Source organism: Pseudoxanthomonas sp. (assembly GCF_002863005.1).
Lineage (GTDB): Bacteria > Pseudomonadota > Gammaproteobacteria > Xanthomonadales > Xanthomonadaceae > Pseudoxanthomonas_A.
In genome coordinates this window covers 201,383-222,089 of record NZ_PKDG01000019.1, presented here as the reverse complement: position 1 = coordinate 222,089, position 20,707 = coordinate 201,383, and the positions used below count along the sequence as shown (strand labels likewise).

The window sequence follows — 20,707 nt, the reverse complement described above, 5'->3', positions numbered from 1 at the left end:
GGAACACACGCCCCTGATGAAGCAGTTCTTCGCCGCCAAGGCGGAGTATCCGGACCTGCTGGTGTTCTTCCGCATGGGGGATTTCTACGAGCTGTTCTACGACGACGCGCGCAAGGCCGCGCGACTGCTCGACATCACGCTGACCCAGCGCGGCAGTTCCGGCGGCGCCCCCATCCCGATGGCGGGCGTGCCCGTGCATGCCTGCGAAGGCTATCTGGCCCGCCTGGTCGCACTCGGCGAGTCGGTGGCGATCTGCGAACAGATCGGCGATCCGGCGCTGGCGAAAGGCCTGGTGGAACGCAAGGTGGTGCGCGTGGTCACGCCGGGCACGGTGACCGACGAAGCCCTGCTCAACGAACGCCGCGACACCCTGCTGATGACGATCAGTCGGGGACGCTCGGGCTATGGCCTGGCGTGGGCGGACCTGGCCGGCGGCCGTTTCATGGTCAACGAAGTGGACAGCGACGATGCGCTGGAAGCCGAACTCGCGCGGCTCGAGCCGGCCGAGTTGCTGGTGCCCGACGAAGAAGGCCTGCCCGCATTCCTGCAGCAGCGCACCGGCTTGCGCCGTCGCGCGCCCTGGCTGTTCGATCCCGACAGCGGTCGTCGCCAGCTGCTTGGCTTCTTCGGCCTGCATGATCTCACCGGCTTCGGCATCGACGACAAAGCCCTGGCCACCGGCGCGGCGGGCGCGTTGCTCGGCTACGTCGAGGAGACCCAGAAGCAGCGCCTGCCCCACCTGACCGCGATCGCGCTGGAATCGGCCGGCGATGCCATCGCGATGAATGCCGCCACGCGGCGCCATCTCGAACTGGACACGCGCGTCGATGGCGACACCAGGCACACCCTGCTCGGCGTACTCGACACCACGGTCACCCCGATGGGCGGCCGCCTGCTGCGCCGCTGGCTGCACCGGCCGCTGCGCGACCGCGCCGTGCTGAGTGAGCGCCACCATGCCATCGCGACACTGATCGGGCACGGTACGGATCGCGACCTGCGCGGCGCCTTCCGTGCGCTTGGCGATCTCGAGCGCATCCTCACCCGCGTCGCGCTGCGATCGGCGCGGCCACGCGACCTGTCCACGCTCCGCGACGGGCTGGCGCTGTTGCCCGACATCCGCGGCCACCTTCAGCCGCTCGACTCGCCACGCCTGCAGGCGCTGGCCGCGGAACTGGGCGAACACGACGACACCGCGACGCTGCTGCTGGCAGCGGTCGCACCGCAGCCACCACTCAAACTCACCGACGGTGGCGTACTGGCCGACGGCTACGACGCCGAGCTCGACGAACTGCGGCGCCTGAGCACCCACGCCGACCAGTTCCTGGTGGACCTGGAAGCACGTGAACGCGCGAGCAGCGGCATCGCCACGCTGAAGGTCGGCTACAACCGTGTACACGGGTACTACATCGAGATCAGCAAGGGCCAGGCCGACAAGGCGCCCGTGCACTACACGCGCCGGCAGACGCTGACCGGCGCCGAACGCTACATCACCGAGGAACTGAAACAGTTCGAAGACAAGGTCCTGTCCGCGCGCGAGCGCTCGCTGTCGCGCGAGAAGCTGCTGTACGACGCGCTGCTGGATACGCTCAATGCGCGCCTGGAACCGCTCAAGCGCTGTGCAGCCGCGCTCAGCGAACTCGATGTGCTGGCGTCCTTCGCCGAGCGCGCGCAGGAACTGGATTGGGCACGGCCCGAACTGGCCGAAGCGCCCGGCCTGTGCATCGAGCGCGGTCGCCATCCAGTGGTCGAGGCGGTGCGCAAGGAGCCATTCGAGCCCAATGACCTGCGCCTGGACGAGGGCCGCCGCATGCTGGTCATCACCGGCCCCAACATGGGCGGCAAGTCGACGTACATGCGGCAGAACGCGTTGATCGTGCTGCTCGCGCACATCGGCAGCTTCGTGCCGGCCTCGCGGGCGGTGATCGGGCCGATCGACCGCATCCTGACCCGCATCGGCGCCGGCGACGACCTCGCGCGCGGGCAGTCCACCTTCATGGTGGAAATGGCCGAGACCAGCTACATCCTGCATCACGCCACCTCGCAGTCGCTGGTGCTGATGGACGAAATCGGCCGCGGCACGTCCACCTACGACGGGCTCGCGCTGGCCGATGCGGTGGCGCGTCATCTGGCGGCCAGCAACCGCTGCTATACGCTGTTCGCCACGCACTATTTCGAACTGACTGCACTGGCCAACGAACCCGCCAGCGGCATCGCCAACGTGCACCTGGATGCGGTGGAGCACGGCGACACGCTGGTCTTCATGCATGCGGTCAAGGACGGTGCGGCCGATCGCAGCTTCGGCCTGCAGGTCGCGGCGTTGGCCGGACTTCCGAAGATCACCCTGAAACAGGCGCGGCGCCGACTCGCGGAACTGGAGCAGCGCGGTCGCGACACGCACGCCTCGGACATGGCGCCGCAGGCGCTCGATGCCCCGCAACAGTTCGGACTGTTCGCCGCGACACCCTCCGCCGCGCAGGAAGCGCTCGCCGCGCTGGATCCCGACGAATTGACGCCGAAGCAGGCCCTGGAAGCCCTCTATCGGCTCAAGGCGCTGCTCTGAAACGCGCTGCGCGAGGTCGCGCGGATGGGTAAAGCCATCGCCGTGCGGCCTCCGTCGCCTGCGGCTGCGCCCGCATCTCCAACATCCGCGTAACGCGCGCGGAGTATCGTGAGACCAGTTTCAGGGAGGGGCGATGGCGCGCCGCACCATTGAGCACCGCTATCGGACTCTTCGCTACAAACGATTTTCATTGATCGTCCGCACTGCCTAGTCTGGTCGCCATCCGCCAACGCACCGCCGGGGACGTCAGCCATCAACGCGCATCTCCTGCCTGACCATCGGCATGCCGCTCCCGTCTTGCCCTGCCGCACGCGCGATTGACGTCGTCGCGTCGCGTTGTATCCCGCGTGACACCACCCCGCTCCCACCCACTCACCCGACCGCCAAAGGAAGGAAATCCATGACCACCGAATCGAAATGCCCGTTCCATCCCACCGCCGGTGGCGGTACCGGCAACCGCGACTGGTGGCCCAACCAGTTGCGCGTGGATCTCTTGAACCAGCATTCCTCGCGCTCCAATCCACTGGGGAGCGGATTCGACTATGCGGAGGCCTTCAACAAGCTGGACTATCACGCGCTGAAGAAGGACCTGCGCGACCTGATGACCGACTCGCAGGACTGGTGGCCGGCCGACTTCGGACACTACGGCGGTCTCTTCATCCGCATGGCATGGCACAGCGCGGGCACGTATCGCATCCAGGACGGGCGCGGCGGCGGCGGTCGCGGGCAGCAGCGCTTCGCCCCGCTCAACAGCTGGCCGGACAACGTCAGCCTGGACAAGGCGCGCCGCCTGCTGTGGCCGATCAAGCAGAAGTACGGCCAGAGCATCTCCTGGGCCGACCTGATGATCCTGACCGGCAATGTGGCACTGGAAACCATGGGGTTCCGCACCTTCGGTTTCGGTGGCGGACGCGAGGACGTGTGGGAGCCCGACCAGGACGTCTACTGGGGCCGGGAGACGACGTGGCTGGGCGGCGACCTGCGCTATGCGCATGGCTCGGACGGCGTGGAGAAACCCGGCGATGCCGCCGTGCTGGTGTCTGACGACGATGCCGATGGCGACGTGCATTCGCGCCGCCTCGAAAACCCGCTCGCCGCCGTGCAGATGGGCCTGATCTACGTGAACCCGGAGGGACCCGACGGCAATCCGGATCCACTGCTGGCGGCGAAGGACATCCGCGACACGTTTGCACGCATGGCGATGGATGATGAGGAAACCGTCGCCCTGATCGCCGGCGGCCATACGTTCGGCAAGACCCACGGTGCCGGCCCCGCCGACAACGTCGGCGCCGAGCCCGAAGCCGACGAACTGGAAGCACAGGGCTTCGGCTGGCACAACAAGTTCGGCAGCGGCCGCGGCGGTGACACGATCACCTCGGGCATCGAAGTGACCTGGACGCAGACGCCGACACTGTGGAGCAACAAGTTCTTCGAAAACCTGTTCGGCTTCGAATGGGAACTCGAGAAATCGCCGGCCGGCGCGCACCAGTGGGTCGCCAAGGACGCCCCCGAGGACGTGCCGCATGCGCACGACAAAACCCGGAAGCAGCGCCCCAAGATGCTGACCACCGACCTGTCGCTGCGCTTCGATCCGGTCTACGGCCCGATCTCCAGGCGCTTCCTCGAAAACCCGCAGGCATTCGCCGAGGCCTTCGCGCGTGCATGGTTCAAGCTGACCCATCGTGACATGGGTCCGCGCGCCCGCTATCTGGGTCCGGAGGTTCCGAAGGAAGAACTGGTGTGGCAGGACCCGTTGCCGAAGGCGGACTACGAGACCATCGACGCCGGTGACGTCGCGTTGTTGAAGCAGAAGATCGCCGCCTCGGGACTGTCCGTCGCCGAGCTGGTCTCCACGGCATGGGCGTCGGCCTCGACCTTCCGCGGCGGCGACAAGCGGGGCGGCGCCAACGGTGCGCGCATCCGCCTTGCTCCGCAGAAAGACTGGGCGGTCAACCGGCCGGACCAGTTGTCGAAGGTACTGAAGGCGCTGGAACGGATCCAGATGGAATTCAATCTCGATGCCGCCAGCGGCAAGAAGGTCTCGCTCGCGGACCTGATCGTGCTGGCCGGTGGCGTGGGCGTCGAACAGGCGGCCAGGGCGGGCGGTCACGATGTCACCGTGCCGTTCCGCGCAGGCCGCACCGATGCGCGTGCCGACCAGACCGATGTGGCCTCGTTCGCCGTGCTGGAACCGGTGGCGGACGGTTTCCGCAATTACCTCAAGGGACGCTCCGCCGTGCCGGCAGAGCACTTGCTGGTGGATCGCGCGCAGCTGCTGACCCTCACCGCCCCCGAGATGACCGTCCTGGTCGGCGGCCTGCGCGCACTGGGCGCGAATGCCGACGGCAGTGCGCATGGCGTGTTCACCGACAAGCCGGGCACGTTGAGCAACGACTTCTTCGTCAACCTGCTCAACATGGGTACCGAATGGAAAGCGACCGGCGCCAACAGCTACGAGGGCCGCGACCGAAAGACCGGCGCCTTGAAATGGACTGGCACGCGCGTAGATCTGGTGTTCGGCTCCAACTCGGTGTTGCGCGCGCTGGCCGAGGTCTACGCGAGTCGCGATGGCGAGGCGAAGTTCGTGGACGACTTCGTCGCCGCCTGGACCAAGGTGATGGAACTGGATCGCTTCGATCTGGCGTAGCGCGATGGTCGCGACCCGCACGCGGCGCGTGCGGGTTGAACCCGATCCGCCGGTCGGTCCGGTCTATTGTGAGACGGAGGTCACGGGATTTGGCGCTAGGATGATCGGCGCCACCCATCGCGTCCAGGAGGACGGCCACACCATGAGCAACCAGTCACTCGCAGAAGAACTCTTCGCCCAGCTGCAGGGCGCGCCCTTGCAACAGGTTTCGCAGCAACTCGGCGTGGGCCAGATGCAGACCTCCGGCGCCGTGGCCGCCGCCCTGCCCTTGCTGCTGGGCGCGCTGGGCAAGAACGCAGCACAACCGCAGGGCGCGGAGGCGCTGTTCGGTGCCCTGCAGAAAGACCATGCCGGCCTCGACCTCGGCAGCGTGCTGGGGGCGGTGGTCGGCGGCGGTTCGGCGCCGAGTCGCCAGACGGATGGCGCAGCCATCCTGGGTCACATCTTCGGTGGTGCGCAGCCGCGCGCGGAAGCCAGCCTGGGTCAGGCGACCGGGTTGGGTGGCGACAAGTCGGCGATGCTGATGAAGATCCTCGCGCCGATCGTGTTGTCCTTCCTGGCGCAGCGTTTCCTCGGCCATGGCAATGCTGGTCCGAATGCGCTGGGCCAGGTGCTCGGCCAGGAACGCCAGGTCGCGCAGCAACAGGGCGGACTCGGGGGTGGCCTGCTGGGCGCGGTGCTGGACCAGGACGGCGACGGCCAATTGGGCCTGGGCGACATCCTCAAGATCGGCAGCGGCATGTTGGGCGGCGGGCGCTGATACGCATCACGCCTCGACGCGGCAGTGAAGAAGGGCGCCGATGGCGCCCTTCTTCATGCAGTCCCCGGTCACAGGGCGTCGATATCGCCCAGCGCACGGATCAGGCGCCGAGCACGCTTGTCGGGACGCGACGACGGCGCCTGATACCCTGCGCGCTCCGCCTGCCTTTCCGCCAGCGCGGCAAGGCGCCGCGACCGGGAGGCGTCCGATTCCAGGTACAACGCCTGCGCCACGGTCGCCGACGCCCGCTTGTCGCTGAGCGCACGCACTTCGACCTCGAACACGTCCTCGCCGCGCGTTATCGCCAGCACGTCGCCCACGCGCACCGCCCGCGACGCTTTCGCCCGCTGCCCGCCCGCTTCGATCTTGCCGGTCTCGATCGCCTGCTTGGCCAGGCTGCGGGTCTTGAAGAAGCGGGCCGCCCAGAGCCAGAGATCCAGCCTGACCGCGTCGGGCTGCGTACTGCCGCTATGCATCGGACGCCCCCGACGGAGTCGCGCTAAGGCAGTTCATACAGCCCCGCCTTTTCCGCGATGATCCGCGACAGCTCGACGCTTCGCGGGGCCGCCAGTCCACCATAGTGCGCATCGAGTCGCGCAAGCAGCCGTCCCGCCTCATCGAGCTCTCCACTTCCCACCTTGGCCGCGACCGCGTCGAGTTGCGCCTGGATGCTTTGATCGAGCGCGCCGGCACAGGCACCGGCATCCGCACGTTGCGATACCGGCATCTCCAACTGCTTCAGGGCCCTGCCGAATCCACGACCGTCCGGCACCCAGTGTTCGACGCCGTTCTGCGGAACCAGCCGAATGCCCTGCATGCACAATGCTTCGAGGTCTTTACGGGTACGTGCATCCTTCGCACGATTGGGTGAATCGTTGCCCCCTGTCGAGAACACGAACCGCGTATGTTGCTGGAGTTCGCGGGACAACGCGGTCGACGGCAGCGTGAATCCGCTCTCCCCGCCGAGCGGATCGCTGCCGCCGATGAGCAGCACGCCATGGAACACGTCCGGGTACGCCATCACCACCCGCCGCGCGGTGCGCGAGCCACCGGAGAAACCGCCGATGTACACGCGTCCGGGCGCCAGTCTGTAACGGCTACGCACGTACTCGTAGCCATGGAGCGCCAACGGCACGCGTCGGTCGAAGATATTCTCGACATTGCTCGAACGGCGGGAAGCGACATAGATGATGTGGTTGTCCCGAAGGACTTTCCACCATCCTTCCGGCACCTGTATCTCGTCGCCCGGCCAGATGAAGACCAGCAGGCCGTATGTTCCGTCCGCAGCAGGCTCGGGGACGAAAAGCTCGTAAGGCTCTTCCCCCACTTCGATGGTCTGTTCCCTGAAGCTGAAATCCACCTTTTCGCGAAACTTGAGGATGCGATCCTGGGTCACGGGCGTCAGCAGGCGCGAGGTGAGTTCCGAAGCCGACGCAAGGGGAGACAACGCGTCGAGCGTGAATCGCCGGCTCGGTGACGTGGCGGCGGCCAGCTCGCCGAGCATCAGAAGGCCCGCCATCAAGGCCATGAGGCGGCGCCGCCGCCTTTTCCAGTCACGCGTCATCACACACGAATCCGATGGGAGAGCGAAAGGGCCACGCGGGTCGGCCAGACAAAAAACATACGCGATGCCCCAACGCAAACGGCCACCCGAAGGTGGCCGTCCGTTGCGACGCGCTCGAGCCGGTATTACTCGGCAGCGGCAGCGGCGGCAGCCGCCTGGCGGGCGACCTTGGCGGCGGCGTTCGCTGCCAGGTCTTCCTTGATGCGGGCAGCCTTGCCTTCCAGCTCGCGCAGGTAGTACAGCTTGCCGGCGCGGACCTTGCCGCGGCGCTTCACTTCGACCGAGTCGATGGAGGCGCTGTGGGTCTGGAAGACGCGCTCGACGCCGTAGCCGTGCGAGATCTTGCGCACGGTGAAGGCGGAGTTCAGGCCGGCGTTCTTCTTGGCGATGACGACGCCTTCGTACGCCTGCACACGCTCGCGGTTGCCTTCCTTGACCTTCACGTTGACGACGACCGTGTCACCGGGGCCGAACGCGGGCAGCTCGCGCGTGATCTGGGAGGCTTCGAATTCCTGGAGGAGCTTGCTCATGTTGGCACCAATGCTTGTATGCGTGATCGTGTCTTGCGACAGCGGAAACTGATGCAGTCGCCGGATTGCGCTGCACGATATTGTTATGGGGTCCGCAGGCGAGAACCGCCCAAGGGTCGCGCATTCTACCGGATTCCGGGCCGGGCTGGCTACCCTGCGCCTTCCCCGCCCGCCTGGCTGGCCTTGAACGCCTCCAGCAGGGCCTTGTCGGCCTTGGACAGACCGGTCTCGTCCAGCAGGTCCGGCCGCCGCAGCCAGGTCCGCCCCAATGCCTGCTGCCGGCGCCAGCGCGCGATGGCCGCATGGTCGCCGGAGCGCAGCACGGCCGGCACGTCGCCCAGCGGATGGCGGGACGGGTGGGTGAAGTGCGGACAGTCCAGCAGGCCATCCCCCTCGAAGCTGTCCTGGACGGCCGAGTCGGCATCGTTCAGCGCCCCCTCCTGCAGCCGGCCAACGGCGTCGATCAGCACCGCCGCAGCCAGCTCGCCGCCGGAGAGCACGTAATCGCCGATAGAGATTTCCTCGTCGACTTCGGCGTCGAGAAAACGCTCGTCCACGCCCTCGTAGCGGCCACACAGAAGGATCATGCGCGGCAGCGCGGCCAGTTCACGCGCCTTCTTCTGGGTGAGCGGCGCACCCTGCGGACTCAGGTAGATTAGCGGCGCAGGCTGTGCATCGGCGGCGCGGACCGCCGAGAGGCACGCCTGCAAGGGCTCGATCATCATCACCATGCCGGGACCGCCACCGAACGGGCGGTCATCCACGCGGCGATAGCCACCGCTGGCGTAGTCGCGCGGATTCCAGCCATGCAGCGACAACAGCCCCCGCTCCTGCGCACGCCCCACCACGCCCACGGCCGCGGCCTGGGCGATGAAGTCGGGGAACAGGGTCATGACGTCGATGCGCATGGAGGGGAGAAGTGAGTGGAGAAGAGTGAGCAGTGAGCAAGAGCGCCGGCAGAACACGGGAGAGCGCGAGGGGAGCGATGATGGCAAGGCGCGACAGGAACTCCGGCACCCTTACCCACTGCTCTCCGCTCACTGCTAGAACGCCGTGTCCCAGTCCACGGTGACCACGCCCGCCTCGAAATCCACCGAGCGAACGTAATCGGGTTCGACGAAGGGAATCAGCCGCTCACGGTCGCCACGCGCGACGAGCACGTCATTGGCGCCGGTGGAAAATAGGTGCGAGACGGTGCCGAAGTCGGTCCCGTCGGCATTGACGACGCGAAGCCCCTCCAGATCGACCCAGTAGAACTCGCCCGCGCTCGGCGGCGGCAGGGCAGCGCGCGGAACGAGGATCTCCTGCCCGTGCATCGCCTCGACCTGATCGCGGTCTTCCACGCCCGGCAATGTGGCCACCAGATGCTTGCCCGATGCCTTGCCGCGCGCGCCGCTCAGCTCGCGCTGGGCGCCGGACGCATCGCGCAGCGTCCACGGCTGGTAGCGGAAGATGGCCTCGCGCGGCTCGGTCCAGGATTCGATCTTGATCTGGCCACGCACACCAAAAGCGCCCAGAAGCCTTCCCAGCAGAATCATCTTCTGCGGGGTCGGTGGGCGCTCGGTGTTCATGCGAAGGAAAGGCCGCGCCGTTCGCGCGGCCGGGCCATCAGGCCGCCGGAGCGGACTTGGCGACTTCCTTGTACAGGCTGCGGACCTTCTCGGTCAGCTGCGCGCCGTTGCCGACCCAATGGTCGACGCGGGCGACGTCGAGTTCGACGCGCTTCTCGGCACCAGCGGCGACCGGGTTGTAGAAGCCGACGCGCTCGATGTTGCGACCGTCACGCGCGCTGCGCGAGTCGGTGACGATGATGTGGTAGAAGGGGCGCTTCTTGGCGCCGCCGCGGGTGAGACGGATCTTGACCATGGTGTTTTCCAGTGTTGCCCAGTCGCCAGAATGGCGAGGTAAGCCGGCTATTCTAAGCCATTGAATCCGTCAGGAAAACCCCGCCCATGGCGCAGGCGGGCAGGTCAGGCCAGCGGCTCCCAGGGGACGGCGCGCAGGACGTCCGACAGCCCGGCCATCAGATCGGTATCAGCCCCCCATGCGACAGCGTCGACCCCGGTCACGGGCTGCAAGCCACTGGCATTGCAGGCAAATCCCGCCCGGAACCGTTCCAGCTCAGCCACCGCGACCGGCTCATGCCGCTGCGGTACGCCCTTGGCACCCAGGGCGTGTTGCAACAGCTGCTCGGTCGTTCCGCGGAGGGCGGGACCCTGGGGCCAGATGACCGTCGCGCCGTCCCACAGCCCCAGATTCCAGATCGACCCCTCCACCACGCACCCCGCAGGATCGACGAACAACGCATCGTCGAAGCCGTCCGCCAGCGCCTGTCTGCGGTAATGGAACAGCGGGAACGTGCCGACATGCTTGAACTGCGGCAGTGGACGCACGAACGGATACGTCTTCACCCGCAGCGCCGGCTTTTCCGCCGTGGAAGGGGGCGCGAGCGTGACCAGCACATCCGGCGTCACTGCACGCGCAGGATCGCGGTAGTCGAAGCGCAGGGAGAACACCGTGATGCGCAGGGACGCATCGCGCAGGTCGGCGGATTCCATCGCATGCGCCGCCTGGCGCAAGGCCGTCACGCCATCGAACGCGGCGCCAAACAGAGCCTGCGTCGCCTCTTCGAGCCGCCGGACATGCAAGTCACGGCCCTGCACGGCACCGTCGCGCACCTGCATCGAGGTGAAGTGGCCATAGTTCGCCAATGCCAGCGCGCGCAGATCGTCGGCGCTGGCGGATTTGCCGTTGAGGTAAGCGAGCGTCATGGGACCGGAACTCCGCTTCAATCCAATGTGGGAGCGACGTAAGTCGCGATGAGCGGAGGCAAGATCGCGACTTACGTCGCTCCCACAGCAAGCGAAAGCCTCAGCGGAACGGCATGCCGCCGCGGCCGCCCATCATGCTCTTCATGTTGCGCATCATGCCCTTCATGCCGCCGCCGGCCAGCTTGCCCATCATCTTTTCCATCTGCTGGTACTGCTTCATCAGCTTGTTGACGTCGGCCGGCGTCAGGCCCGCGCCCTTGGCGATGCGCGCACGGCGCGAGCCATTCAGCAGCGCCGGGTTGCGACGCTCCTTCTTCGTCATCGAATTGATGATGGCGATCATGCGCGGCACTTCCTTGCCCTGCTGCACCTGCTGCTTCACGTGCTCGGGGATCTGGCCCATGCCCGGCAGCTTGTCCATCAGGCCGCCGATGCCGCCCATGTTCTGCATCTGCTCCAGCTGGTCGCGCATGTCGTTGAGGTCGAACTTCTTGCCCTTGATGACCTTCGCGGCGAGCTTTTCGGCCTTCTCGCGATCGACGCTCTGCTCGACCTGCTCGACCAGCGACAGCACGTCGCCCATGTCGAGGATGCGGGCGGCCACGCGCTCGGGGTGGAACACGTCCAGACCGTCGGGCTTCTCGCCCACGCCGATGAACTTGATGGGCTTGCCGGTGATGTAGCGCACCGACAGCGCCGCGCCGCCGCGCGCATCGCCGTCGGTCTTGGTCAGCACCACGCCGGTCAGCGGCAGCGCTTCGCTGAAGGCCTTGGCGGTGTTGGCGGCGTCCTGGCCGGTCATCGCGTCGACGACGAACAGCGTTTCCACCGGCTTGACGGCGGCGTGCAGCACCTTGATCTCGGCCATCATGGCCTCGTCGATCGCCAGGCGGCCGGCGGTGTCGACCAGCAGCACGTCGACGAAGGACTTCTTCGCGTCGTCGATGGCGGCACGCACAATGGCTTCCGGCTTCTGCCCGGCATCGGACGGGAAGAACAGCACGTCCACCTGCTCCGCCAGCGTCTTCAGCTGCTCGATCGCGGCGGGACGGTAGACGTCCGCGCTGACCACCATCACCTTCTTCTTGCGCTTCTCGCGCAGGTGCTTGGCCAGCTTGCCGACGGTGGTGGTCTTGCCCGCGCCCTGCAGGCCGGCCATCAGGATGACGGCCGGTGCCGGCACGTTGAGGTTCAGATCGCTGGCCTGCGACCCCATCACCGCGGTCAGTTCGTCGCGGACCACCTTGATGAGCGCCTGGCCCGGCGTCAGCGACTTCAGCACTTCCTGGCCGACCGCACGCACCTTGATGCGCTCGATCAGCGCCTGCACCACCGGCAGGGCCACGTCGGCCTCCAGCAGGGCGATGCGGACCTCACGGGTGGCCTCGCGGATGTTCTCCTCGCTCAGGCGGCCACGGCCGCGCAGGCGTTCGATGGTGCCGGAGAGTCGCTGGGTCAGGGATTCGAACATGGAAGCAGGCACGCCAGGGGAAAACGGACGGCGATTATAGCGGTCCCGCTCTCTGCCTCCTCCCCGCGCAGCGCGGGCCGCCTTCGCTGTTCCCCGACTCTAGGTTTGAGAAACCGGGATAAGACGGAATAAGACGGGAAAAAAAGGGACGAAAAGCCCGAAAAGCCGACGTTTCAGCCGCAAAGCCAGCGGCGGACGCGGCGAAGCGCCAGGTTTGCGAAACCGGCGCCTCTCCCCCCAATTGGACACATGAAATGCGAAAACGGCCGTCCCATTGGACGGCCGTTTAAATGCCCTGCGACCGGGCTTCAACGGGCCGGCGGGGTGTACGGGGAATCGCAGGCGGTTTGCATGCTGTCCACCCACTGGGCGAGCCAGGTGTTCAGGGCGTCCAGCTGGTCGTTGTCCATCTCCTGGATGACCCGGTAGCCGGCGGCGTACACAAACGCCTGAACTTCGTCGGAAAGCCCGTAGTGCTTGGCTTTCAGGCCGATCTGCGCCATCAGGTTGCGGCGACGGATGGGGAATGGCGTCGAACACGGGCGCTCCAGGCAAGCCTCCTGGCGCGCCGCCTCTGCGGCGGCCAGCGCACCGTCAATGCTGGTCTTCAACGCCCCCAGATTGTCGAACGTAGCGCTGCGCGGCGTCTTAGCCCTGGCCAGCAGCTCCCTTACCTGATCCACCCACACCCTGTGCGGCATCCTCTTTCCCCCTGGAAAACCCGCGTGCTGCGGGCCGTGCGAACGCCAACACCTGGGCGCTTGGCAGGCCATTGACCAGGGCGTCGTAGATCAGGCTGACCAGCTGGCCGTAGTCCGGCGGCTCCAGTCGCTTCCCTTCCAACGCCTCCTCGGCCAGCTGGACGGCAAGGCTGACAACTTCGGGTCGCACTGCCTGAGAAGCCACCAACGGCGCGGGTTTCGCCGGCTCCACGCCGGTCGCCATCCATTCGAGGCTCAGGTCAGTGCCCAAACAAAGCCGAGCCATGAAGTCGAAGGGCGGCATGTTCTCTTCCCGGATGTAGCGGGCCAAGGAGTCCACCGAGACCCTCAGCGCCTTTGCCGCAGTTGTGCGGGTTCCGAGGCGATCAAGAGCCGCAGAAATTCTAGTTCCGATTCCCGGCGCCGGAATCGGAACCAAATCGGAACCCGTGTGAGCAGTTCCGTTTGTCATGTAAGTGCCTGAAATACATGAAATAGACGCACTTTTTCTAACCTCAACCGCATTTCTTCGAATCGGAACCGCATTTCTGCTTGACATGCGCCGCAGATGTGCGGATATTTGCCCCGTAGATAGACACCATTTGTTTGCATCACGGAGCCGCCCGACATGTCCCGCCCGAAGAAGGCATTGACTCCAGAACAGGTCAAACAGCGCCTGCGAATGCAGGGCATCACCACGACCCAATGGGCGGAAGCCCGTGGGTACACCCGGAACGAGGTCTACCGGGTTCTCAACGGCCAAGCCAAGGCCCACTACGGCAAAGCCCATGACATCGCCGTGGCCTTGGGCATGAAGCTGGCCGATGACCAGCCTACCAGCCCGGCAGAACCGCGCAATCCACAAAAGCGGGTGGCCTGATGAACACCCTGCCTATCTACGCCCTGGTGGCGATGGCACGGGAAGCCAACCGCAGTGCGGTCTATCACCGCCGCCGCCGCAACACCCCCCTGGCACTGGCGGCGGTCGGCCGTCGCGCGGCCTACATCGCGCAGGCCAGGGTGGCCCAAGACGACAGCCTGGCCCGGGCCAATGGGTGGGGATCAGCCGGTCAGTGCCCCGCGTCCGCAGACTCCGCGAAAACCCCGGCAGCACGTGAGCAGGTCCAGATCCAGACCTCCGCCTGCGCGAGCGTGTGCGGTGAGGAGGTCGCCTGATGGCACGCCGTCGAAATGACGCGGGCACGGGCGACCTCTTCGCCGCGATTCCCCAACCGGTCCAGGCCGCGCCTGGCGCCCTGGACTTCCGCACCGAGCTTTCCTGCCTGCTGAGCCAGATGCTGGCTGAAACGCAGGCCGACGATCCCGAACACGACCGCTACTGGGTTTCGGCGAACGTGTCGCGGCTGGTGGGCAAGGAAATCAGCAAGCAAATGCTGGACGGCTACACAGCTGAGAGTCGCGACGCCTTCAACCTGCCTTTCTGGCTGGTCGTGGCCATCGAGCACGTCTGTCGCTCCACCTTGCTGACGGACTGGCACGCCGCCAAGCGTGGCGGCCGCTTCCTGATGGGGCCGGCCGCGCTAGATGCCGAGATCGGCCGGATGCAGTCCGAATTGAACAGCGGCCGTGACCGCCTTCGCGCCCTGCAGGACATGCGCCGGAGGATGCGCTGATGGCCGACGGTGATCGCGTCGCTTCCATCGAGTGGTTCAGTGCGGCCGCCTTGGCTGGCGTCGCCGGCATGCCCGGTACCGAGCGCGGCGTTCGCAAGATGGCCGAGCGTGAAGGCTGGACGGCCCGCAATCGGAGTAAGGGTAAAGGCTTTGAGTACCCGTGGACCAATCTGCCGGCGACCACGCAGGCAGCGTTGCTCCTCGCTAAGCGCCCGGAGTCCGTGGCCAGCACCAGCCCGGTCAAGCGCCAGGGCAAAGCCAGCGTTTCCGAAGCGCAGATCCAGGACGCCTGGACGCGCTATGAAGCCGCGCCGCAGCACATCAAGGACACCGCCGGCCGGCGCCTGCAGGCCCTGCAGGCGGTGGAACGCCTGATCGCCGAAGGCCACAGCGCGGTCAACGCGCGCCAGGCCGTGGCCGCGCAGCTTCAGCGCGAGAACGTGCGGGGCGCCAGCGTGGCCAGCCTCTACCGCTGGGCCAGCGACGTGGCCAAGGTCGAGAAGCAGCACCGCCTGGCGATGTTGCTGCCCGAATACAGCGGTCGCACCGCCACCACCGAGATCCCGGCCGAGGCATGGGACCTGTTCAAGTCCGACTTCCTGCGCGTTGAAGCGCCGGCAGCGAGCGCGTGCTATCGCCGCGTCGAGAGCATCGCCAAGGTGCGCGGCTGGGAGTTGCCTCACCTGCGCACCTTCATGCGCCGCATCGAGCGCGAGCTGCCGCGTGGCGTTCGCATCCTGGCGCGCGAGGGCGCGGAAGCCTTCGGCCGCACGTTCCCCGCACAGGAGCGCGACCGTAGCGTGTTCCATGCCCTGGAAGCGGTGAACGCCGACGGCCACAAGTTCGACGTGTTCGTGAAGTGGCCCGACGGCACCATCGGCCGCCCGATCATGGTCGGCGTCCAGGATCTCTACAGCGGCAAGCTGCTGGGCTACCGCATCGCCGAGACAGAGAGCGCGGATCTGGCGCGCATGGCCTTCCGCGATGTGATCGAGAACTACGGCATCCCGTCGAAGGTCTGGCTGGATAACGGCCGGGGCTTCGCCAGCAAGATGTTGACCGGCGGCGTCGCCAACCGCTTCCGCTTCAAGGTGCGCGACGAAGATCCGACGGGCGTGCTGGTGGCGATGGGCTGCGAGATCCACTGGGCCACGCCGTACCACGGCCAGGCCAAGCCCATCGAGCGCGCCTGGCGCGACCTGTGCGAGAACGTGGCCAAGCACCCGGCTTTCGCGGGCGCCTACACGGGCAACAACCCGACCGCCAAGCCGGAGAACTACGGCAGCAAGGCGGTGCCGCTGGACACCTTCGTCAAGTTCCTGCAGCAGGAGATCGCCGCCCACAACGCCCGCGAGGGTCGCGAGAGCCGCGTGTGCGCCGGTCGCTACAGCTTCGACCAGGCGTTCAACCACAGCTACGCGCAAGCGCAGATCCGCAAGGCCAGCACCGAGCAATTGCGCCAGCTGCTGCTGACAGCGGAAGTGGTCACGGCTGATCGCCGCGATGGCTCGGTGCGTCTGGCCGACAACCGCTACTGGTCCGAAGCGCTGGGTGCCTACGCCGGCCAGAAGGTCGTGCTGCGGTTCGATCCGGACGCGCTGCACACCAGCGTCCAGGTCTACAGCCTGTCCAACGCGTACCTCGGTGAGGCAGAGTGCATCGCCGCCGTGGGCTTTGCCGACACGCAGGCTGCGCGCGACCACGCACGTGCCAGGACGCAGCACCGCAATGCCGCCAAGAAGCAGCTGCAGGCGGAGCGTCGCATGGAGCTGGCCACGCTGGTGCAGCAGTTGCCGGAGGCCATCCCCACCGATCTGCCGGCGCCGGGCGTCATCGCGCCGCTGTTCGGCAACAAGGCGCGCCCGAAGCCGGAGCCGCAACCCGAAGCACTGCCGCGCACCGGCACCGATGACGGCCGCGCGAGTGCGCTGAGTGACTTCCTCGCTCGCGCCCAGGCCACGCAGAACGCGCGCTTCGGCTGGCAGCCGCCGGAGGACGACGCATGAAGCCGTACGCCGCCCACGTACACCGCCGCAAGGGCGCACCAGGCAGCCGCGTACTGCGCTGGCGCGAACGCCTGCAGAAGCACGCGCCGGCCGTCATGCCGCCGCTGAAAGAACCCTTTCTTGTTCACCAACGCCTGTCCACAGGGGACTCAATGACCAACATCACCTCCATCCAGCAGCCAGAGATCACGCCCGTCGATATGGATGGCCTGCGGGAGAACATCCGCGACATCCTCGCGCGCGATAGCGGGTACTCACAGGCACGCATCGCCAGGGAGGCCGATATCTCCAGCACCACGCTCAGCCAGTGGCTGGGCGGGCTGTACAACGGCAACCTGCAGGCCATCGGCAAGAAGGTGCGCGCTTGGCTGCAGGCGTATGAAGAGCGCACCCGGGACGGCGGCTTGCCGCAGCCGCCGGCATGGGCCGACACGCCGACCAGCGCCCGCATCATGGCGGGCCTTCGCTACGCGCAGATGGCGCAGGACCTAGTGTTGATCCTGGGCGGCGCTGGCCTGGGCAAGACAAAGACGGTGGAGCGCTACCGCAGCTCCACACCCAACGTGTGGGTCGTGGAGCTGACGCCCGCCACCGGCGGCGAGATCACCGCGATGGAGGAGATCGTGATCGCCTTGGGTGTGCGTGACTACGCGCGCACCAGCGGTCACCTGTTCCGCACGATCCTGTCGAAGGTGCGCAACACCAACGGCCTGCTGGTCCTGGACGAAGCGCAGCACCTGACCGTCAAGGCATTGGACCAGGTGCGCGCCATCCTCGACCAGGGCGGTATCGGCCTGGTGCTGCTCGGCAACGAGCGCGTCTACACGCAGATGACCGGCGGCACGCGCGCGCCGTTCCTGGACCGCCTGTACTCCCGCGTCGGCCAGAAAATCATCCTCAAGAAGGCCAGCGCCAAGGATGCGGACGCGATCATTGATGCCTGGGGCTTCGATGATCCCCGTTGCCGCGACGCGCTGCGCGCCATCGCCAGCAAGCCGGGCGCGCTGCGCCAGCTCAACAAGGTGTTGCGCCTGGCGGCAGCCTACGCCAAGGCACAGGACCGCAAGCTCAGCTGCGATGACATCGCAGTCGCCGCGCGTGAGCTGGGGGTGTTCGAATGAGCAGCAACGTCCTGCCTTTCAGCCTCCCGCCGTCGCGTGCCGTGGCCATCAGCCAGGCCACCGCCGACCTGGTCATCGCCTCGGACGTGATCACTGCCTTCGCGATGGGCAGCCTCAGTTTCAAGTGCCGCGTGGTGCAGGCGGTCGTGGACAGCGGCCGCGAGGTCGATGACCTGACCGTGGGCGAGTTGGTGCAGATCATCCAGCGGGAGAACGCCCGATGAGCCGGTCTGTTCCTTGCCGCCGCTGCGGTGTGGATCTCCACCACCACGGTGAGGTTACCGCCGTAGACCTGGTCAATGCCGCCGACGATCCGGAAGGCAAGGACCGCGTCGACCTGGTGCTGACATGCGACTGCTGCGGCACCCAGTTCAACGCCTTCGTGCCCGTCGATGACTTCATGGTGATCGATTGAACACCAGCACTCTCACCACGACCACCGCCCCGCTGCGCGCTCACATCGTCAAGGCGCTGCGGAAAGCCGGCCGGCCATCGTTCTACGTCACCGACGAACACGCTGATCTGTTCAAGCGTGCCGGCATCGACCCGCAGTACGGCATCCGCATGGATACGTTCCTGCGCAGCATCAGCTGGTCCGCTGCCGCACGCCTGCTCAACGCCATCCGCCAGATCGAGGAGCCCGCCTGATGAAGCACGCCCGCGACATGCAGCACGCCATCACCCCGGAAACCGTCCTGGCCGCGCTGCAGCGCCGCGTGGGCAAAGCCAACGGGGCCACCGCCACCCAGCTGGTCATCGAGCTGGCCGAGAGCGCCAGCGCGGCCGACGAGCGTCGCCTGCGGGACTGCGTGGTGTTCCTGCGCACGCAGGGTCACCCGGTGTGCACGCTGCCGTCGCACGGCTACTTCATCGCCGCCAACGACGACGAACTCAACGAGTCCTGCCAACACCTGCTCGCACGCGCCGAAACCAGCCTGCAGCAGATCGCTGCACAGAAGCGCGTGGCCATGCCCGAACTGGCTGGCCAGCTGAACCTGCCCGTCACCGTCACCCAGGGGAACACCGATCATGAGTAACGCCCGCAACATCGCCACCACGCCCACCGAAGAGGCCGTTGCAAACGGCCTTCAACTCGCCCGCGAAGCGGCGGACAAGCTCACGCAAGCCGGCTGCAAAGTCGTCGGCGCCACCGTGACGCCGCGAGGCGCCACGATCCACGTGGCCAGCCCGCCGCCGTTCGTAACAGGCAGCGTCAGGATGAAGTTTCCCAATCCCAGCGGCGGCGTGCAGCACGTCATGGCCACGCGCTACTTCGGCGTGCAGCTGGAGTGGTGGGCGCTGGTTCCCAGCACCCAGGCGGTGGGTCATGCCTGAGCCGCAACGCTTTCTGGTGATGCGCGCCGAACACGTCGCCGGCTCCGATGGCTTCGCCAGCGTGGAGGAAGCCTTGGGCCATGCCTCCGTGCGCGTCAAGGCCGACCGCGAACCCCGCTACGTGGTGGCCATCACCGCGCAGCTTTCCCCCGACCCGGTCCCCGCCGTGGTTGTCACTCGTTTCGATGAAGGAACCCCTGATGAAGAACGCTCGCATTGATGGTCGCCACTTCGATGGCGGCGGCCTGGTCGTCGCCCTGGTCAGCTTCGGCTGCTTCGCTGCTGGCCTGGTGATGGGTGGCCTTCTGTCGGCGGTGCTGTCGTGAGTGCCGGCACGTCCATCCGGGACAACATCCGGGACATCCTCGACAAGGCCGACGACTCCCTGACGGCGCGCCAGATCTTCGACCGCCTGCAGGCGCGCGGCGTCAGGACGGCGGGCGCCTCGGCGGTGGCTGCCTCCATGCGCACGGGCGAGATCGAGGGCTGCTTCGTGAAGTCAGAGATCGGCGGGCTTCTGCACTGGAGCAACCACCCGGAGTGGACAGGGAAAACGAAGCGTCTACCGCGCGTCGCTGCATCCGCCAAGGTTGAGCCGGCGGTGGATCTGCCGCCACCGCAGTTGCGCGCTCGGCCGCAGCGTATTCCGCCCCCGCCCATCGATCCGCCAGAAGACGAGCCGACCGCGTCCATCGCCACGCCGCCCGCGCCGTCGTCGCCGGAGACTCCGGTGCAGGCACCGCCTGCCAAGGCCAGGAAGCCTCCTTTCGCCCTGGTCGAACGCCTGGACGCCATCGCCCAGGACCTGCAGGACGCGCTGGACGATGCCTGCAAGGCCGAGCTGCCGCACACCCTGATCGCCGCACTGGTCGCGGCCAACAACGCCACCCAGCTCGCCGCGCGGCGCCTGGTGGCCTGACCCGAACCCGCGAGACAACCCGCAGCACGGCGGCAACCGGCGCGGCCCGAATCCCAACACAGGACGCACACCATGATCCAAGACCTCATCCCCGCCGGATACCGCAAAGACGCCAAGGGCCGGCTGATCCACGAAAAGCAGATCAAGCCCATCGACCTGGCGCGGGACGAGCTGGTCGGCGAGATCGTCTCGCAGGCCAAAGCCGTTCAGAAGTTCCTGCAGGCGTTCAAGACGCGAACCTTCGATGACATCGCCGCCTTCATTGAGTTGAGCGGCGAGCAGTACCGGGTGCAGCTTGGCGGCAAGAAGGGCAATGTGACCCTGCTGTCGTTCGACGGCCGCTACAAGATCATCCGCGCCGTCCAGGACCGCATCACGTTCGATGAGCGCCTGCAGGCCGCCAAGGCGCTGATCGATGAGTGCCTGACCGACTGGACCGAGAACGCCCGCGATGAGCTGCGTACGCTGATCAATGACGCGTTCCGCGTGGATGCCGCCGGCAACATCCGGACGATGGAAGTGCTGCGCCTGCGCCGCCTGGACATCGAGGACGAGCGGTGGCAGCGCGCCATGTCCGCCATCGGCGATGCGGTCCAGGTCGAGAGCAGCAAGAGCTATGTGCGGATCTACGAGCGCGACGACAAAGGCCAGTACAACCCCATCGCCCTTGACCTGGCAGCGCTCTGAC

Annotated in this window: 27 protein-coding genes; 17 read left to right on the top strand and 10 right to left on the bottom strand. The window is 66.9% G+C overall.

Translation table 11 applies throughout. The features are described 5' to 3' along the window. The first annotated feature begins 16 nt into the window (after positions 1–16). The 3 genes from mutS to CYU89_RS10095 all read left to right on the top strand — a co-directional run bounded on the left by mutS (position 17) and on the right by CYU89_RS10095 (position 5,967). The gene (gene mutS, locus CYU89_RS10105; RefSeq protein WP_296280676.1) at positions 17–2,560 is read left to right on the top strand and encodes a DNA mismatch repair protein MutS; all 2,544 of its coding nucleotides are present in this window, start codon (positions 17–19) and stop codon (positions 2,558–2,560) included. 400 nt (positions 2,561–2,960) lie between these two features. Then, positions 2,961–5,207, top strand: coding sequence for a catalase/peroxidase HPI (gene katG / locus CYU89_RS10100; RefSeq protein WP_296280643.1), 2,247 nt, complete (start codon positions 2,961–2,963; stop codon positions 5,205–5,207). Positions 5,208–5,349: 142 nt separating this feature from the next. After that, positions 5,350–5,967: a DUF937 domain-containing protein gene (locus CYU89_RS10095; RefSeq protein ID WP_296280639.1), complete on the top strand. Its 618-nt coding sequence runs from the start codon at positions 5,350–5,352 to the stop codon at positions 5,965–5,967. 68 nt (positions 5,968–6,035) lie between these two features. Here CYU89_RS10095 and CYU89_RS10090 read toward each other — a convergent pair whose 3' ends face one another. The 10 genes from CYU89_RS10090 to CYU89_RS10045 form a co-directional block, all read right to left on the bottom strand. After that, complete coding sequence (locus tag CYU89_RS10090) at positions 6,036–6,443, bottom strand: RNA-binding S4 domain-containing protein (RefSeq protein WP_296280637.1); 408 nt, start codon at positions 6,441–6,443, stop codon at positions 6,036–6,038. Between the two features lie 23 nt (positions 6,444–6,466). Further along, entirely contained in the window at positions 6,467–7,531 is a 1,065-nt protein-coding gene (locus CYU89_RS10085) for a hypothetical protein (RefSeq protein ID WP_296280635.1), read from the bottom strand. A gap of 125 nt (positions 7,532–7,656) precedes the next feature. Continuing rightward, on the bottom strand, positions 7,657–8,061 hold the full coding sequence (gene rplS, locus CYU89_RS10080) for a 50S ribosomal protein L19 (protein WP_241045774.1): 405 nt from the start codon (positions 8,059–8,061) through the stop codon (positions 7,657–7,659). 149 nt (positions 8,062–8,210) lie between these two features. Further along, the gene (gene trmD / locus CYU89_RS10075; protein ID WP_296280631.1) at positions 8,211–8,969 is read right to left on the bottom strand and encodes a tRNA (guanosine(37)-N1)-methyltransferase TrmD; all 759 of its coding nucleotides are present in this window, start codon (positions 8,967–8,969) and stop codon (positions 8,211–8,213) included. A 135-nt stretch (positions 8,970–9,104) separates the two neighbouring features. Further along, the gene (gene rimM, locus CYU89_RS10070; RefSeq protein ID WP_296280630.1) at positions 9,105–9,632 is read right to left on the bottom strand and encodes a ribosome maturation factor RimM; all 528 of its coding nucleotides are present in this window, start codon (positions 9,630–9,632) and stop codon (positions 9,105–9,107) included. Positions 9,633–9,669: 37 nt separating this feature from the next. Then, positions 9,670–9,927: a 30S ribosomal protein S16 gene (rpsP, locus tag CYU89_RS10065; RefSeq protein WP_296280628.1), complete on the bottom strand. Its 258-nt coding sequence runs from the start codon at positions 9,925–9,927 to the stop codon at positions 9,670–9,672. A gap of 104 nt (positions 9,928–10,031) precedes the next feature. Further along, complete coding sequence (locus CYU89_RS10060; protein ID WP_296280626.1) at positions 10,032–10,832, bottom strand: aminotransferase class IV family protein; 801 nt, start codon at positions 10,830–10,832, stop codon at positions 10,032–10,034. 100 nt (positions 10,833–10,932) lie between these two features. Then, the gene (ffh, locus tag CYU89_RS10055; RefSeq protein WP_296280624.1) at positions 10,933–12,303 is read right to left on the bottom strand and encodes a signal recognition particle protein; all 1,371 of its coding nucleotides are present in this window, start codon (positions 12,301–12,303) and stop codon (positions 10,933–10,935) included. 308 nt (positions 12,304–12,611) lie between these two features. Then, positions 12,612–12,914 (bottom strand): hypothetical protein, encoded by a 303-nt coding sequence (locus CYU89_RS10050; protein ID WP_296280623.1) that lies wholly within the window; start codon positions 12,912–12,914, stop codon positions 12,612–12,614. Between the two features lie 37 nt (positions 12,915–12,951). Beyond that, positions 12,952–13,335 carry a hypothetical protein gene (locus CYU89_RS10045; protein ID WP_296280621.1) on the bottom strand — a complete coding sequence of 128 codons (384 nt, stop codon included), beginning with the start codon at positions 13,333–13,335 and terminating at the stop codon, positions 12,952–12,954. A 297-nt stretch (positions 13,336–13,632) separates the two neighbouring features. Between CYU89_RS10045 and CYU89_RS10040 the strand changes: the two genes are divergently transcribed. The 14 genes from CYU89_RS10040 (at position 13,633) to CYU89_RS09975 (ending at position 20,706) form a co-directional block, all read left to right on the top strand. After that, on the top strand, positions 13,633–13,884 hold the full coding sequence (locus CYU89_RS10040) for a DNA-binding protein (RefSeq protein ID WP_296280619.1): 252 nt from the start codon (positions 13,633–13,635) through the stop codon (positions 13,882–13,884). Continuing rightward, positions 13,884–14,180, top strand: a complete 297-nt coding sequence (locus CYU89_RS10035; protein ID WP_296280618.1) for a hypothetical protein — start codon at positions 13,884–13,886, stop codon at positions 14,178–14,180. The genes CYU89_RS10040 and CYU89_RS10035 overlap by 1 nt, the downstream gene beginning before the upstream one ends. Next, positions 14,180–14,638: a hypothetical protein gene (locus CYU89_RS10030; RefSeq protein WP_296280615.1), complete on the top strand. Its 459-nt coding sequence runs from the start codon at positions 14,180–14,182 to the stop codon at positions 14,636–14,638. The genes CYU89_RS10035 and CYU89_RS10030 overlap by 1 nt, the downstream gene beginning before the upstream one ends. Then, on the top strand, positions 14,638–16,644 hold the full coding sequence (locus CYU89_RS10025) for a transposase domain-containing protein (protein ID WP_296280613.1): 2,007 nt from the start codon (positions 14,638–14,640) through the stop codon (positions 16,642–16,644). The genes CYU89_RS10030 and CYU89_RS10025 overlap by 1 nt, the downstream gene beginning before the upstream one ends. Further along, entirely contained in the window at positions 16,641–17,765 is a 1,125-nt protein-coding gene (locus tag CYU89_RS10020) for an AAA family ATPase (protein ID WP_296280611.1), read from the top strand. Before CYU89_RS10025 ends, CYU89_RS10020 begins: the two co-directional genes overlap by 4 nt. Then, positions 17,762–17,989 carry a hypothetical protein gene (locus CYU89_RS10015; RefSeq protein WP_296280610.1) on the top strand — a complete coding sequence of 76 codons (228 nt, stop codon included), beginning with the start codon at positions 17,762–17,764 and terminating at the stop codon, positions 17,987–17,989. The genes CYU89_RS10020 and CYU89_RS10015 overlap by 4 nt, the downstream gene beginning before the upstream one ends. Beyond that, the gene (locus tag CYU89_RS10010; RefSeq protein WP_296280608.1) at positions 17,986–18,180 is read left to right on the top strand and encodes a hypothetical protein; all 195 of its coding nucleotides are present in this window, start codon (positions 17,986–17,988) and stop codon (positions 18,178–18,180) included. Before CYU89_RS10015 ends, CYU89_RS10010 begins: the two co-directional genes overlap by 4 nt. Beyond that, positions 18,177–18,413 carry a hypothetical protein gene (locus tag CYU89_RS10005; protein ID WP_296280606.1) on the top strand — a complete coding sequence of 79 codons (237 nt, stop codon included), beginning with the start codon at positions 18,177–18,179 and terminating at the stop codon, positions 18,411–18,413. Before CYU89_RS10010 ends, CYU89_RS10005 begins: the two co-directional genes overlap by 4 nt. Beyond that, positions 18,413–18,802 (top strand): hypothetical protein, encoded by a 390-nt coding sequence (locus CYU89_RS10000; RefSeq protein ID WP_296280605.1) that lies wholly within the window; start codon positions 18,413–18,415, stop codon positions 18,800–18,802. Before CYU89_RS10005 ends, CYU89_RS10000 begins: the two co-directional genes overlap by 1 nt. Further along, entirely contained in the window at positions 18,795–19,100 is a 306-nt protein-coding gene (locus CYU89_RS09995; RefSeq protein WP_296280603.1) for a hypothetical protein, read from the top strand. Before CYU89_RS10000 ends, CYU89_RS09995 begins: the two co-directional genes overlap by 8 nt. Next, a complete protein-coding gene (locus CYU89_RS09990) occupies positions 19,093–19,320 on the top strand; it encodes a hypothetical protein (RefSeq protein WP_296280601.1) in 228 nt (75 codons plus the stop codon). Before CYU89_RS09995 ends, CYU89_RS09990 begins: the two co-directional genes overlap by 8 nt. Then, positions 19,301–19,426 (top strand): hypothetical protein, encoded by a 126-nt coding sequence (locus tag CYU89_RS09985; RefSeq protein ID WP_296280600.1) that lies wholly within the window; start codon positions 19,301–19,303, stop codon positions 19,424–19,426. The genes CYU89_RS09990 and CYU89_RS09985 overlap by 20 nt, the downstream gene beginning before the upstream one ends. Next, a complete protein-coding gene (locus CYU89_RS09980; RefSeq protein WP_296280598.1) occupies positions 19,423–20,019 on the top strand; it encodes a hypothetical protein in 597 nt (198 codons plus the stop codon). The genes CYU89_RS09985 and CYU89_RS09980 overlap by 4 nt, the downstream gene beginning before the upstream one ends. Before the next feature lie 72 nt (positions 20,020–20,091). After that, positions 20,092–20,706: a DUF3164 family protein gene (locus CYU89_RS09975; protein WP_296280596.1), complete on the top strand. Its 615-nt coding sequence runs from the start codon at positions 20,092–20,094 to the stop codon at positions 20,704–20,706. Position 20,707: the final 1 nt, after the last annotated feature.